We start from the raw sequence: 14,808 nt of genomic DNA, 5'->3' as shown, positions 1-14,808 counted from the left end.
AGAAGGGGATGCTGATTTGGAAGTGGTGTGCCGTTGCCTGCTCTGTCCTGCTACTCAGTGCCTGTTCACCCGAGCAGAAGCAGACCATCAGTGTCTCAGGCTCAAGCACCATCGCCCCGTTAATGGCGGACATCGGCAAGCGTTTTGAGGCGTTGAACCCTGATATCCACGTGGACGTGCAATCGGGCGGAACCTCACGCGGCATTCAGGATGTGCGCAGTGGCCTGGCCGTCATCGGTATGGCCTCCCGTGCCCTGACAGATACGGAAAAAGACCTGCAGGCTTATCCCATCGCCGACGATGGCATTGCCCTGATCGTGCACGCCAGCAACCCCCTGACCCAGATCACGAGCGAGCAGGTGGTCGATATCTACACCGGCAAGGTCAGTGACTGGTCAGCGCTTGATGGCCCGTCAGGCTCGGTGGTCAAGGTACACAAGGCAGAAGGGCGCTCGACTCTGGAGTTGTTTCTGCAGCATTTCCACCTCGACAACGGCGATGTGCGCCCGGACCTGGTGATCGGCGATAACCAGCAGGGCATCAAGTCCGTGGCGGGTAATCCTTTGGCCATTGGTTATGTGTCGATCGGCAGCGCCGAGTATGAAGCGGGGCAGGGCGTGCCCATTAAACTGCTGGCCCTGGACGGACAAACGGCATCGAGTCAGGCCGTGCGTGATGGTCACTACCCATTGAGCCGCACCCTCAACCTGGTGGTGCGCGGTGAGCCGGATGCCAGCACCCGGGCGCTATTGGACTTTGCCCAATCCAGCGAGGTGGCCGACCTTGTCCAACAGCACGCCTTTGTTCCGACGCGATAGCGCCGACCGTCTGCTGCGCTCGCTCAGCCTGCTGTGCGCCTTGGCTGCGGCGGTGATCCTGTTGCTGATCCTGGTGTTTCTGACCCAGGCCAGTTGGCCGTTGCTGCAGGATCCCGGCAACCTGCTGGGTAACAGCTGGCAGCCGAGCAAGGGCTTATTCGGCCTGCAGGCCATGCTCGCAGCCAGCCTGCTGAGCAGCGTGCTGGCCCTGCTGCTGGCAGTGCCGGCCGGCCTATTGGTCAGCATCTGGCTGATCTTCTACGCACCCAGGCCGCTGGCCAGTGCCTACTCGGCGCTGCTTGGCCTTATGGCCAGCATTCCCTCCGTGGTCTATGGGCTCTGGGGCCTGGTGGTACTGGTGCCTTTGCTCAACAACTGGTTTCCACCGGGTGCCAGCCTGCTGACGGCAGGTCTCGTGCTTGGCTTGATGATTCTGCCGCTGTTGATGGTGCAGGCCGATGTGATCTTGCGTGAAAGCGCTCGCCGTCATCTGCCGGCCGCCCTGTGCCTGGGCGTGTCGCACTGGTCGGCGATTCGCCGGGTGCTGCTGCCCGTAGCCTGGCCACGGCTATGGCCATCCATCCTGCTGCAACTGGGTCGGGCCCTGGGTGAAACCATGGCGGTGCTGATGGTGGCCGGCAATGTGGTGCAGTGGCCGGGTTCGATCTTCGACCCAGTGCGTACCCTGACGGCCAATATCGCCCTGGAGATGAGCTATGCCACCGGTCCTCACCTGCAGGCGTTATACCTCAGTGGCTGGGTGTTGTTGGTATTGGCGCTGCTGCTGATGGGCTTGGCCCGCCTCTATGGAACTCGCACATGAACCGGCAGGAGCGTTGGCGCGGTTATGCCCTGGCGAGCCTGGCTCTGCTGCTGGCTCTGGCGCCGCTGAGCCTGCTGCTGACCCTTTTCGCCGAGGGTTTCAGCCATCTGGATTTGAGCTTTCTCAGTACTGCGCCCGAGCAGGCAGGGCGGAGCGGGGGGATTGGCCCGATCATTCTCTCCACGCTCTGGGTGCTGCTGATCTGTTTGGCCATTGCCGTGCCACTGGGCCTGGGCACCGCACTGTTTCTGGTGGAGCAGCTGCGCCCGGACAGCCGTGCCAATCTGGCGCTGCAGTGGGCCCTCGATGGGCTGGGCGCCGTGCCGTCGGTGGTGTTTGGTCTGTTTGGGCACCGGGTGTTCGTAGTCGAACTGGGCTGGGGCTACTCCCTGCTGGCCGGTGGTTGCACCCTGGCCTGCATGGTTTTGCCACTGTTTATTCGGGGCTGCGAGCAGGCCCTGCGCGACTGTCCGCACAGCTATCGCCAAGCTGCTGCCAGCTTGGCGATTTCCCGCATCGGTTACCTGCGGCGCATCCTGTTGCCCTTTGCCGCTCCAGGTATCGCGGCTGCTCTGGTGCTGAGTACGGGGCGGGCCCTGGCGGAAACGGCCGTGCTGCTGTTTACCGCCGGTTATGTGATGCGCTGGCCGGAGAGCGTCTTCGACTCAGGGCGCACCCTGGCCGTGCATATCTACGACCTTGCCATGAACGTCTCCGGCGGCAGCCCGGCCTCGGCGGCTACGGCCCTGGTGCTGCTGGGTCTGGCCCTGATCATTCAATTGCTGGCGTGGCGCCTGGGGCGTCGGTCGGCAGCCTTTGCGAGATAAGTCATGCACGTGCCACCTTCCATCCAGATTGAAAACCTCAGCGTGCACTACGCCGGTCAGGTCGCGCTGCAAGGCGCCTCATTGGCAGTCGCCCCCGGGGAGCTGATGGCCCTGGTCGGTCCCAGTGGCTGCGGCAAGAGCAGCCTGCTGTCGGCGGTCAATCGCATGAGTGACCTGGTGCCGGGTGCGCGGGTCAGCGGGCGTGTACTGATCGACGGTCGGGATGTATTGAGCGAAGCCGAAGATGTACAAGCCTTGCGCCGCCAGATCGGCATGGTGTTCCAGCAGCCCAACCCCTTTCCCTTGAGCATTGCCGAAAATATCCGCTTTGCCTTGCGCGAGCATGGGGTGCGCAACAAGGCCGTACTGGAAGAACGTCTTGAGCAGGCCCTGCAGGCCACGGGATTATGGAATGAAGTGCGCGATAGGCTGGATAAGCCGGCACTGGGACTGTCTGGCGGTCAACAGCAACGCCTATGCTTCGCCCGTGCCCTGGCCTTGCAGCCGAGTGTGCTGTTGCTGGATGAACCCTGCAGCGCCCTGGACCCGATGGCCAGCGCCACGGTTGAGGCGCTGATCGATAGCCTCAAGGGGCGCTACACGTTGTTGATGGTGACCCACAACCTGGCTCAGGCTCGACGTCTGGCCGACCATGTGGCGGTGTGCTGGGTGCGTGATGGCTGCGGCTGTGTGCTGGAGAGTGGGCCCACCCAGGACCTGTTCCAGAGCAGCCGCGATCCCCTGGCTCATCGTTACCTTAACGGCCTGCTGTGCTAGCGCAGCAGTATGCGGAGGACAGGAACCGATGCCTGGTGCCAAAGACTCCGCAGCCAAGGCATACAGCCGGCGTACCATCTTGCAACTGTTGGGCTGTGGCCTAAGCGCTGTTCTTTTCGGCCCATCCTGGGCTAATCGTCAGCCAGGTTGGGACTTCCAGGAAGTCATCCGCCGTGCAGAGCTGCGCCATGGCCGACTGGGGGATGCGCGCCAACGCATTCTGGATTGGCAAGCGCTGCTACTGCAAAGCCAGGGGCTCGGCGAGATGGACAAGTTGCACGCCGTCAATCGCCATTTCAATCGGGTGCTGCGCTTTGTTGACGACATCAAGAGCTGGAGGGAGCAGGATTACTGGGCCACACCGATCGAAGCGCTGATAAAGGGTAAGGCGGACTGCGAGGATTACTCCTTGGCCAAGTACTTCAGCTTGCGCCAACTGCAGGTTCCCGCAGACAAATTACGCATCACCTACGTCAAAGCCTTGCGTCTGAATCAGGCGCATATGGTGGTGACCTATTACGCCAGCAGCAGCGCCGAGCCTTTGGTGCTGGACAATCTGATCAATCAGATCCGTCCGGCCAGTCAACGTAACGATCTACTGCCGGTGTATGCCTTCAATGCGGAGGGCGTATATTTGTTCAAGGCCGATGGCGTCAAGCGTGCCGGGGACACCAAAAAGCTTTCACGTTGGCAGGATGTACTCAAGAAAATGGGTGGGGAGGGCTTCTAGGTCACTATTTGGGTTCCAGGGCCTGGCAATGAGTCAGAGCGTTACCAATGCCTTACGCATCCATCCCGGCATTTTGCACAACATAAGTCTTGTGAAATCATCGGTCTTTAGCTGCGCTTGAATTGCTGCAATGCACTCTGGTGTGACGCCGTCTTTACCGAGATAAAACAATGCACTGATAGCCGTACCCACCTCAGTGCCGGCATGCTGCATGACCATCGGTGCCGCGTGTATCAGCCGGATTTCAGCCTTACCTATGAATATTGAGCGGCTGGACCCATTGGTGTAATAGACAGGAATGAGTGGCATCTGTGTACTGAGCCCAAACCTCCTGACAGCATTTGCACCATGGATCTGCAGATACAAACGCTTCTGCCTGGTAATCAGGCTAAGCAATGTCCACGGATTGGGGCGAGCCCTCGCAACGTAACGTCCTGGTTTCGGGCGCATATAAATCCCGCGATACACCCGTTCGAGCTCGCCCCGGTTGACCAGTCGAGCTATTGCTTTGGATACGGCGCTTTTCGTTCCAAACCCTGTGAAACGTCTAATACTGAACGGCTGCCCTTTAGGTAGGCGCTTGACTCGTTGCGCAACCTGGACGGATACCGATTGGACTTTATCAGTGCTGAGCATTGTGGCGTTCACGCTTATAGCGTGAAGTCTAGCGACGAACTGAAAAGCGGCTGATGGAACGCTATCACCCTTCGCCGATATTCATCATCTTGAGCGCCGTTTATCAGGCACTCTTCGAGGCGCCCCAGCGAGAAAACTTGATCGGCGGACGGGTAGTGTCGGAGCAGGCTTTTCGCATAGCTGCGAATGTCATCAGGTAGCTCGGTGTTACGAGAGAGGTCGCGGAGAAAAGCTTCGGTCTTGACGACACTCCGGGTTCTTTCATGCGGAAGGGTCAAAGCGGCTACCTCCTTATTCAGTTATTCCAATCTACGAGACCAGAACGGGCAAGCCGCGCGCTTACCCCTAATTTGTCCGCGATTCGACGTGGTGCGACTGATGGATTTTCAACCCTACAATCAGTTCTTTCCCCAGTAGTTGTCTTTGCTGACCAGACCAAAATATTCGGAATCAAATGGCTGCTCATCATCGAACATGCCATTGACCATACGCTCCCGCCGCAATCCACTCAGTACCCTGAAGAAACAGGGCTCGCAGAGATGCACCCGATAGTGCTCCCCGTCATGCTGTGATCCATATCCCCATTGGGCTTCAAGCTTGCCGTATTGGAGGCCATAGCCAGGGGTACTTGTTCCAGAGCGGCACACGTCGCAGATCACATTCTCAACGACATCAACCAATGCCTGCGACTTAATCTCCATGCACACCTCACGATTACGTTCCACACGACGCCGGCCGGTTATGGATTCATGAACACCAACATCATTAGATCAGTCTCGACTGGCTGAGCATCAAAAACAGGCCAGTAGCTGCTGCCGATAATGCTGGGAAAAGCTGACCTGGTAAGCGGGCTCAATTGCAAAGCCACCCAGCGAAATGATGCTCGTAGGCTGCGATCCAATACTCGGTTCTGCACCACCTAATCCCGCACCGTCGAAACCTTCGACATGACCCAAAGTGCTCATCGGCTCAGGCCCGGAGCCTGGATTAAAACCAGGCATCTGCACATCGCTCAAAACTGCCAGGTCATCAGGCAAGTCATCCGAAATGCGCTCCGCAAAGCCCTGAAGCGTTGGCTCAGCCAACATGAATAGCCATGCCTGGTCGTCGGACTCACCTGTGCGCCGCAGCACTCGCCCCAGCACTTGCCGGTAATGCAGTTCGGTGCGGATACGGCTGAGATAGCAGCACACTTGCAGGCGAGGAATGTCGGTGCCTTCGCTGATCATTCCGACGGCCACAATCCAGCGGCAGGCGCTGCTCCGGAATGCATTGATCACCTGCTGCGCATCCGGGGTTTTGTTGGTCACGATGCGGCACTCTTCACCCATTGCTTCTAGAGCCAGTGCAACTTGCTGGGCGTGTTCGATGTCTGTGGCCACCACTAAACCAGCGGCATCAAGTTTGATCTGGCGTAGCTCGTTCAGCTTGCTGCAGCCAAGATCGAGGATTGGATTGATCACCTCGTCATGGCGCAGAAGTTCCTCATAGGTGACAGGTGACTCCCCTAAAAGCTTGGCGATGCTGGGAAACAGCCTCACGGAGCTATCTGCGCCAAGCTCTTCCGTAAGTTTTACCTTCTGATTGTCGAGCAACACAATGCGAGGTGATCGGCACACGTCGTCGGCAATGGCATCTTTCAAACCATAACGGTAATCACAGATCAGATACCCCTCGGGCGAAGAGTAGCGAGCCAATGCGATGGCCTTGTCGTCCGAACGCCAGGGCGTGCCAGACAGGGCCAACGTGAAGGCAGCCCGATCCTGTATCCGATGCAGTATCTGCTGCCCCCAGGCATTGCTGAGCAGCGGATCGTGGCCGGCGCAATGGTGGATTTCATCGAAGACCACAAGCACCCGGTAATCATCGAGCAGCTGCCAGAATCCCTCATCACGGTATTCCATAGCCTGATAGGTATGGGCCGCGCCCACGGCACCTATCTGGCCGTCGAGACGCCTGCCTAGCACAGCCGCAAAGGTCGAGCGAAAACCCTCCACGACCTGGCAGGACGGCGCAAAGCACAGCACCAAATCGATTCTGTCCTGCTCAAGCAGTCGGCTGGCCAGTTCTGCAGCCATGCGCGTCTTTCCGGCTCCCGGCGTTGCCTGGCAGAAGAAGTGCGGCGTGACGGAGAAGTGCTCCAACGCCCGGGTGATGCAGCTGTTCTGCCAGCTCCGTAGCGAGCTGCTCATCGTGGTGCAGCAAGCGTTTTGAGGGTCTTTTCGATAGCGCGCAGATGCCCCAAGAGGCGAGAACTGCGATCCCTGGCTTCCAGGTAATCGCCTTCAAGCTTGTCCCGCAAATGCGGCATCTCGTCCAGAAGCAGCTTGAATCGCTCCGCTTCGCCCATTGAAGTGAGAAAGTCCAGGCGGATTTCCTTGTGGAGCGCTTCCAACTGCAAATCCGTATTGGCTGACGATTTAAGCGGCAAAGCTTCCACGTCGCGTGCTGCCGTATCTGGTTGGGGAGCTCCGGCAACCATAAGGCTGTTCTCAAAAGCGTTGTCGATCAGTTCCAGTTGCAGATGTACCGGAATCGGCTGCAGGTGGTAGACCTGTCCTCGAACACGACGATCCTCATCCAGTACAACCCAGCCTGCGCGTACTAATCGGCGGATCTGCTCGTACACATAGCGGCGCACATCAGCGATACGGAAATGTGTGCCACTCAAGCGAGCGGCATAAGCATCTCGCAGTTCACGGGTCGTAAACCTTGCACGCCCTGGCTCCTGAAGCAGCTCATACAGACGCCTGTCGAAGGTAAACGAGGCCGATTTCATTGAGGCACCAGAAGAATTAGCGCGAAAATGCGGATTATAATCCGTGGCCTGTGCGTCCGCAAACGCACGATAGTGCCGGCTCAAGTTGAATTGAGACGGTCATGGATAAGTTGGCGAAAGCGTTAGGGGAACGCATCCGAATGCAGAGGAAGGCCTGCCGGATTTCCCAAGACGCATTGGCGCTGGCGTGCAGTCTCGACCGCAGCTATGTAGGTCGCATCGAGCGTGGCGAGGTCAACATCACTGTCGAAAAGTTATACCGTATCGCGGGCGAGCTCGCTTGCGACCCTTCAAGCCTTTTGCCGCAGCCATCTGAATCTAATCCCAGCAAGTAATACCGGCATGCAAACAAGCTTGGACAGTCTCGCAGCTATTGTCTTATCCAAAACCGCCTGTCGTATGAGTATTTGCATGAAAACCACCAGTCATGCGCACCAGCCGATACTGTTCAGTCGCATGCAAAACCGACAGGCTTTCGCATAGCTCGCCACTATTCCTTGGGCTCTTTGGCCTCTGTCATCGGTAGTGTGCAGAGCGATCGGGCTCGTTGCTGACCATTCCCGTCCAAAACTTGCAGCGCATAGAAGGTCGGCAATCGGCGAGTTGCTTGCGGTTCGAACTGTTCACGCACTTCATCGGCCAACAGCCTTGACATAGCGATCAAGGAAAGAGAAATCGCTCACGTCTGCGTCGTTGAACCAAAACCCGCGTCCTTCAGGTGTGCTGCCGTTCCTCCGACCTGAGCCATAGAGCGACGACGTCAAGATAGCCCGAGTAAACTCCGCCATCTTCTGCAGTTTCGCATCGGACTGGCTCACAAACCCCAAGGGCACGTTGTATCGATCTGCGCTTGGCACTACCCATTGGTAAGTCGCCGCGCCGAAGATGCCAGGGATCAATAAAACTTCGAAACACTCCTGCTTGGGTTGGTATGGACCTAGAAATACGCGACTGAAACCCGCATCAAGCAGATGACGTGCGCGCTTGACGAGGCGATCCCTGTTTTCCTCTTGGCGGCAGGGCGCAATGGCAACGACTTCCAGCGTTGTACCCAAGCTCTCCTTGAGCGCGGCCTGGATGTCGTTGATAAGATCGCGAACCAGGCTAGTGCGCCCCCATAGATCAGAATCCGGGATCATCCAGAAGATAGCCGCTGGCCGCTCAATGTTCGTAGCCCGCTTGGATGCAGCGAGGGCCTTACTCAGTCCATTCAAAAAACGCGACTGGCATTTGGGCATATAGGGGGCGCCAAGAAGCGCTTGGCTATTGCCGGCATCGTACATTTCGCCATTCGCCTGGCCATGCACATCGCGTACATACCGCCCGAAGTCGATCACCTGGTCTTTGCGCAGGCCGATCCGCCCATCGGGTTTGATCAATGCGGTCCTCTCCCCGCTAGCCTGCGCCGTCAGCAAATATCGCGAGAGCAGTTCATCGTCGAAGAGCTCGATGAAAGTGCGCAGGTGATTGGTCCGGGTTGAGAGGGCGGCGATCCGGTCGGATGTTAGGGTTCGCACCTGCGAGCGTAGTGACTCAGGCAGAAGTTCGAGTTGCGTGTCGATCTCAAACGCGACGTTGCCCTCGACATCTACTTCGAAGTGGACGGGAAGGGGGACGCTGAACGGGCGCCCAGCACGGATCTCGTCCACTTTGTAACAAGCGTAAGCACGCTTGTTTTCATCTTCCTGTTCGAAGCGTTCGATATCGAGGAAATGCTTGTGAAACGCGGCCTCTGCCTTATCAATTGTCTTGCCTGCTGTGGGGTCGTCCGTGTTCCAATTTAGCTCCAAGGCGTTGTCCCAGTAGCTACTCGATAGCGCCTTGGGCAGTGGCGTGTAACTCAATAGCTCGAAGACGGGTCGGCTTTGCCGCTCAGCGATCCTCGAGAAGCGCGGCATTCCTTCTGATGAACCCGCGAAGCGCGACTCAGCATAGGAAGTTAGCGAGATGCGGCCGTTGCTCTCTCCGACGAGACCTTCTTCTCGTAAGAGCTCAAGCAGATTCCGTATATCGCTCGCGGATAGGCCGAAATACTCCCGCAGCGCGCCGACCTCCAGAGGACCGCTCAGGTGAAGTAAGCGCACGGCGAAGTCCGTCATGACTGGAACCTGGCGGTCGATGGAGACATGACAGCGCACGTTGAAAAGCTGCGCTGGAATCGCTACAGCGACGGTATTGAAACGCTCACGCATTGGACAGGCTCCGCTTCAGTTCCTTGGATGGTACGAACGTGGCCAGTTTTTTCTCTGCGAGGCGTTCGACTTCGTCGAGCACGCTTTTCATCGGCGTTCCCGTCCGAGAACGCCACATGGCCGAGGAAGTGACGATCACCAACCGATCCTTTGATCGAGACATGGCAACGTTGATGCGCTCTGGATCGCTCAAAAAGCCAATGTTCTCGCTGGTGTCGTTGCGCACAACTGAGAGCACGATGATGCGGTTCTCCTTGCCCTGATAGCTGTCCACTGTACCAACGGAGAAGCAGTGACGAAGCCCGGATGCCCATTCAGCTTGCTCAAGCTTATCCCGGATCATGTCGCGCTGATCAGAGTACATGGCGATGACTCCGATGATGGGCTCATGGTCATCCTCCTGCGCTTGGACCTGTTCCAAAAAAACAGCTGAGGTCAGGATTGCTCGAACCACTTCCACGACGGCCAAGGCTTCCTGCTCGTTCACGAGGGCACCTTCGTGGGTACCAGCCGGAGCGTGGAAGGCCTCGCGGCCCTGATCTTGGGTGTCGATCCACACAACTTGCGAAGCGAGAAATGCGGGCAGCTTCTCGTACTCTGCTCCTGGAGGCGCACGTCCGACCTCAAGTGCATCTGCGTAGAAGCAGTGTGATACGAGTCGGTTGATGTGCTCCGCCATACGGTATTGCACGCGTAATGTTCTTCCCACCGACTGGCCATAATTCGATGAGAACGCGCGTTGGAAATTGTTCATCCGCCGGAAGTCCTTGCGCTGCATTCCTAGTAGGGCCGACGCTTGGTCCTCAACGGCGCGGGGGTACGACGGCGGCAGTTGTAGGTGATCGCCCACCAGTAGCACGCGCTTTCCCGCTTGCATCGCAACAACGAGCTCCATCGGCGATGCCCGTGCGGCCTCGTCGACGATGACCCAGTCGTAGGGAACTTCTGTGATACCCAGTGCCTGCTTTCCAACGCCTACGCAGGTGCCTGCCACAATGCTGGAGCTGCGCGCGAGGAAAGCAGTGTAGTTGGAGCGTGGGCTACGTAGCACCTGGGAAAACTCCGTCGATAGACGAGCGATCTGCTCCAGCCGAGCGCATTTAGCCGGACTCGGTGAACCGTGCTGTTGAGCCAACGATTCAAGTTTTTGGCCTATTAAGTCACGTAGGCTGGCCGCGTCATTTCCGGTCGATGCATGAATGCCGAACTGACGCTCCGCGACCTCGACGAATACCCGCTTGAGCCGTCGCAAATGCTCCTTAGCCGAGGGGTCCTTACTATCGGCCTCGTCTATCGTGTGTATGAGGCGGTCAATGCTTTGGAGCATCGGACCCAGTGTGATGTGAAGCTTTGTTGCGGAGCGCACGTAGCCTTCTGGAAGCCCCATAGCCACGCCCGCCGCTCGCACACGATCCGTGATTTCCGCGTCGAAGCTCTCGCGGTAGCGCTGACGTAGCGAATCCTCTTGGACGTTACGGAGTCCGGGCGACACCATTGATTGAAGGCCGACGCGCACCATAGGCACATCCATGCACGACGCACGCAGCGAACCAGCCACTTTGTCCATGGCATTGTTCACGGCCTCATGTGATTGGCTGACCAGCAAGATGTTATGAGCCAGCCCTCGCGACAGCAGCAAGTGAACAAACGACGCAATGAATTTGGTCTTCCCTGTTCCTGGCGGCCCCTGCAGCAGTGAAATTGGGCCATAGGATAGAGCGGTCCGCAATGCCTCTTCCTGGGAGGGGTTCAGTTCGTAGTTGCTTAGGTCACCTAGGTCAATCGCGACGTGGCACTTCGGCATTCGTTCGGTGTCCGGATCGAAGTAGTCAACAAGCGAAGGAATGAGGCCTCCGCCAGCGAGCACCCGCTTCATTGCTGCGACCCGCCGCTCAGACGCCGCCTTTTCGAAGGTACCGCGGACGTGCAAGGTATCTCCTGTCTTCGGCGAGAAGCGCATGTTTTTGGAGCGCACCCGCATCACGTCGCGTCCGAGGTCGGGTGAGACCCAGCCGACAGTAAACCATCGGTCGCTGCCGTCGATAGCGTCCACACCGCGCTCCATCAGCTCGATACCTTCGCCCTCCGAGAAATCGAGTACGCCCGCCTCGCAGTCGAAGGGGATGACCCACTCCTCGCTATCCGGCGAGAATTGCTTCGCCCCTTTCCGCACAGTAATCTTGGTGACGTTCATCTCATCGGTATCGGATAGCGCGGTCCAGAGCGCTGTTGCCGATACTCTTTGCGAGGGTGAGCCCCCGGACTGGCGGGCGTAGGGGTCGGCACCGAGTGCTACGGCCGCTTCATTGCCCTCCAGATCATCCAGCACATTCGCGCGGTAGAGTTCGTACAGCAAACCGGCGAGTGCGGTGACGTCGGCCTCCTCCGCAAAGGTGACGTGAATCTCTCCGTTCAGAGAAAAGGCCTTGCTGCGGTGGGCGCTGACGAAATCGATATGGTCAACCTCCTTAACTGCGGAGCCAAGCACAGCGTCCTCTTTTGGGTCGTATTTGATGTAGAGCTCTTGCCGCACCCCGACGATGTTAAATCGAACGTGTCCAGTCTCGGCATGCCGGGTCGCGCGCACCGAGTATTCGCCATTGTTGGAGACCAGATCCAAAGACGAAGAACCACTACGGCCGCGGCGCTTTAGGGTTGCCTTGAACGTCGAGATTGAACGCTGTTTTGGGTAAAGCTCGTCCTGCAGCGTCTCGGCCAGCAAGTCCAGCGGTGGCAGTGTGTCTACCAGCGCAATGGCCCGATTCACGTCGCTTCGCGTGGCCGCGAAAGCGTCAGGCAACAGCGTCAGTACAAGCGTGCACACTGCAAACGCGTCACGGTGAAGCGGGGATGCGCACTCCAGAGCCGGAGGCACCATACCAACCGTTACTCCTTCGTCTCCATCGGCGCTTAGGTCTGGGATGTCTACCAGCACGACCTGCGGCAGCTGTGCCTCCGCCGTCTGCGATACGATGATGTTATCCGCTTTCACATCGCCGTGGGACAGCCCCAAGACGTGGAGACGCTGCACGGCATTGAGCACTGCGTGCGCGACGAGAGCGCGGTGCCTCCCCTCTGGGTTGTTTGCCAGCCACTCGGTTAGCGTCTGACCTTCTGCCCATCGCGTGACCAGCATCAAACCAAACATGCTCAAGCCAAAATCCAAAACTTCAGGGGCTGCATCGAACCCTGACTGTCGCATAGACCTGGCTTGCTGGAGGAAGGCGAGCACACGTAGGTTGCGCGCTAGATACTTCGGGTCGTACTTGAGTTGTGGCCAGCACTTCACCAGTACCCGCTCACCGTTCTGCTCCGACTCGTAAACCATCTTGGTGGGATGAGTCGAAATAGTATGCTTAATCGGAAAGGTGATTAGACTGGCGTCGGTCTCGTAGCCCTCGAAATCTTCAGCACAGACGTCTGGTCCAGCATCAACCGACAAACAGTCGTTCAACGCGTCAAGCGCCTCGGAAGCATTGCGGTAGCGCGTTTTAGGATCCAGATCCATGGCTTTGGCGTACCACGGCGCCAGAGCTGGGACGACGAGTGTGACTGTATCGTCATAGACCGGTACGTTGTTGAGCCGTTCTAACTCGTGGCTCTCCAGCATCTCGTAGACCAGCACCCCGAGTAGGAATACGTCGCGAGCGAAGGGATCGATTGAGCGAGCCTGTGCGGCGACGCCTTCATCTTCCGGCAGTTCGATGGACCCGGTTTCTAGCTCGATACGATGAACGCCTACGGTCTGTGCCTGGGGCACCCGCGCGGCAGCAAATGTAGACAGGATCACACGGGACGGTTCGAGTACCCACAGCGTACGTTTAGTGATGTCGCGATGAGCAATCCCCAGTGCGTGTAGTTTCGAGAAGCGTGCCAGAATGCTTTTTGCCAGTAAGCGTCGGTCTAGCTCGCTCTTGTTGCTGTTGCGCTCTAAGTGCTCGGAGAGACGTTCAATACCCGTTGGAAGTCGGTACGCCTCGACGAAGTTGGTAGTGATGTCGTCTGCCGTCGCGGAACCGATCGGTTCTAGCAGGTCCTCATGAAGTCCGGGAGCTTGGACACGCAGCGCCTCGTTCAAGCGTAGCTCGCGAAGACCGATTGTCTGTCGCTCGACGGTGGACGTGCCGCCGCTGGCAAGCTCTTCGAAATTCCACTTTCGCAGCAGCGCTTTTGAGCTTCGGTTCTCCTGATGTTCGGCGAGGAACTCCGACCAGATATTGCGTGGGTGTACGTAGTCCGCCTGATCCTCAATCTGCTCAAAGCCATGCAGCACGGTGCGACGTTTGAGTACCGATGGGTTGGAATTAGAAAAAATGGTGTTGTACTGCTGACGGTGGGGCAAGGGGTCTGCGGAGCGATAGCTCCATTTCGGGGGAATGTCGGGGAAGCGCGTCTTGTAGCGTGTCCCGTTGGAAGCCGCATGCACGAACTCGGGGAGTGTTGTGACGAAGCGGCGCTGCTCGTCCGGAAAGCTAATCAACCGGCACTTTGGATGACACAGAACTACCAGCGACTCAATGAAGGGCACTTTCAGGGAAGGGATTTTCTCCTGAATGAGCTGCTTCAAAGCGCGAGCCTTGTTGTCTGTTGTATCGACAGGCGACGGCATGGGAGTCCCGCGATGAAACCACTGACCGGACGAATATGTAATGTCGCCGGACCAGTTCTTCAATTCGACGACTAGGATTCTATTGGTCGTCAATAGCAGTAGATCAATGTCCAACGGCTGTTTGGAACCACGCGTTACCAATCGAAATGCTGCGTAAGCACCCCATTCGCGTGGTAACTTCGCTTCGAGCTCGCGTAAGGCAGCATGTTCGACCTCCAGGACACCCCGGGGGCTGAGATAGTTGATGCGCAAAGTTGAGACCCTCCCTAGCCTGATTTACTCGCCAGCCATCTACATTGGATTGTTCGCCCTGCTCTCGGATTGTGCCATCACGTTCCTGAATTGTGCTATCACGCTTTCGGAAGAAGCTTAAGCTATCCGCGGAAAGCCCAATTGCTCCTTTGTACACTCTGTGAATTAGCATGCGGTGGGTGACTGGCTGCTTTGGGTCGAGCTCTGCCGATAGAGGGGGGCAGAAAGCGACCCACAGCTGCCGGTGGCGGCAGGCTATAACCGGCCAGAAGCGGCCAGTACTGAAGTACCGAAACTGGATGCGCCAAAGCGGTAGACGGGGTGATATTGTCGAAAACCGCAAAGAATGTGGCGCATAGCGTCAG

General features: G+C 57.9%; 13 protein-coding genes. 6 read left to right on the top strand and 7 right to left on the bottom strand.

Annotated elements, in window-relative coordinates; genetic code table 11:
* Window positions 1-8: 8 nt before the first annotated feature.
* The 5 genes from ACN0X6_RS09815 to lapG are packed head-to-tail and all read left to right on the top strand — an operon-like array spanning window position 9 to window position 3,975.
* A complete protein-coding gene (locus ACN0X6_RS09815) occupies window positions 9-818 on the top strand; it encodes a phosphate ABC transporter substrate-binding protein (protein ID WP_045735145.1) in 810 nt (269 codons plus the stop codon).
* Entirely contained in the window at window positions 784-1,641 is an 858-nt protein-coding gene (pstC, locus tag ACN0X6_RS09810; protein ID WP_045735146.1) for a phosphate ABC transporter permease subunit PstC, read from the top strand. Before ACN0X6_RS09815 ends, pstC begins: the two co-directional genes overlap by 35 nt.
* Window positions 1,638-2,468, top strand: a complete 831-nt coding sequence (gene pstA / locus ACN0X6_RS09805) for a phosphate ABC transporter permease PstA (RefSeq protein ID WP_045735147.1) — start codon at window positions 1,638-1,640, stop codon at window positions 2,466-2,468. The genes pstC and pstA overlap by 4 nt, the downstream gene beginning before the upstream one ends.
* Window positions 2,469-2,471: 3 nt before the next feature.
* Window positions 2,472-3,245 (top strand): phosphate ABC transporter ATP-binding protein, encoded by a 774-nt coding sequence (locus tag ACN0X6_RS09800; RefSeq protein WP_045735148.1) that lies wholly within the window; start codon window positions 2,472-2,474, stop codon window positions 3,243-3,245.
* A gap of 28 nt (window positions 3,246-3,273) precedes the next feature.
* A complete protein-coding gene (lapG, locus tag ACN0X6_RS09795) occupies window positions 3,274-3,975 on the top strand; it encodes a cysteine protease LapG (RefSeq protein ID WP_045735149.1) in 702 nt (233 codons plus the stop codon).
* A gap of 33 nt (window positions 3,976-4,008) precedes the next feature.
* Here lapG and ACN0X6_RS09790 read toward each other — a convergent pair whose 3' ends face one another.
* The 5 genes from ACN0X6_RS09790 to ACN0X6_RS09770 form a co-directional block, all read right to left on the bottom strand.
* Entirely contained in the window at window positions 4,009-4,611 is a 603-nt protein-coding gene (locus ACN0X6_RS09790) for a DUF6088 family protein (RefSeq protein WP_045735150.1), read from the bottom strand.
* Between the two features lie 14 nt (window positions 4,612-4,625).
* Entirely contained in the window at window positions 4,626-4,889 is a 264-nt protein-coding gene (locus ACN0X6_RS09785; protein ID WP_045735151.1) for a BPSL0761 family protein, read from the bottom strand.
* A gap of 120 nt (window positions 4,890-5,009) precedes the next feature.
* Complete coding sequence (locus ACN0X6_RS09780; RefSeq protein ID WP_045735152.1) at window positions 5,010-5,312, bottom strand: hypothetical protein; 303 nt, start codon at window positions 5,310-5,312, stop codon at window positions 5,010-5,012.
* A gap of 90 nt (window positions 5,313-5,402) precedes the next feature.
* Window positions 5,403-6,803 (bottom strand): DEAD/DEAH box helicase, encoded by a 1,401-nt coding sequence (locus ACN0X6_RS09775; RefSeq protein ID WP_045735153.1) that lies wholly within the window; start codon window positions 6,801-6,803, stop codon window positions 5,403-5,405.
* Window positions 6,800-7,390 carry a hypothetical protein gene (locus ACN0X6_RS09770; protein WP_045735154.1) on the bottom strand — a complete coding sequence of 197 codons (591 nt, stop codon included), beginning with the start codon at window positions 7,388-7,390 and terminating at the stop codon, window positions 6,800-6,802. Before ACN0X6_RS09770 ends, ACN0X6_RS09775 begins: the two co-directional genes overlap by 4 nt.
* A gap of 101 nt (window positions 7,391-7,491) precedes the next feature.
* Here ACN0X6_RS09770 and ACN0X6_RS09765 point away from each other — a divergent pair, with 101 nt between their 5' ends.
* Window positions 7,492-7,725 (top strand): helix-turn-helix domain-containing protein, encoded by a 234-nt coding sequence (locus tag ACN0X6_RS09765; protein ID WP_417703535.1) that lies wholly within the window; start codon window positions 7,492-7,494, stop codon window positions 7,723-7,725.
* A 297-nt stretch (window positions 7,726-8,022) separates the two neighbouring features.
* Here the strand turns inward: ACN0X6_RS09765 and ACN0X6_RS09760 are convergent, their stop codons facing one another.
* Entirely contained in the window at window positions 8,023-9,582 is a 1,560-nt protein-coding gene (locus ACN0X6_RS09760; protein WP_417703533.1) for a hypothetical protein, read from the bottom strand.
* Window positions 9,575-14,443: an AAA domain-containing protein gene (locus ACN0X6_RS09755; RefSeq protein ID WP_417703531.1), complete on the bottom strand. Its 4,869-nt coding sequence runs from the start codon at window positions 14,441-14,443 to the stop codon at window positions 9,575-9,577. Before ACN0X6_RS09755 ends, ACN0X6_RS09760 begins: the two co-directional genes overlap by 8 nt.
* Between the last annotated feature and the right edge of the window lie 365 nt (window positions 14,444-14,808).

The organism is Pseudomonas sp. (assembly GCF_048269965.1).
GTDB lineage: Bacteria > Pseudomonadota > Gammaproteobacteria > Pseudomonadales > Pseudomonadaceae > Aquipseudomonas.
This window is presented reverse-complemented; position numbering and strand designations above follow the sequence as displayed.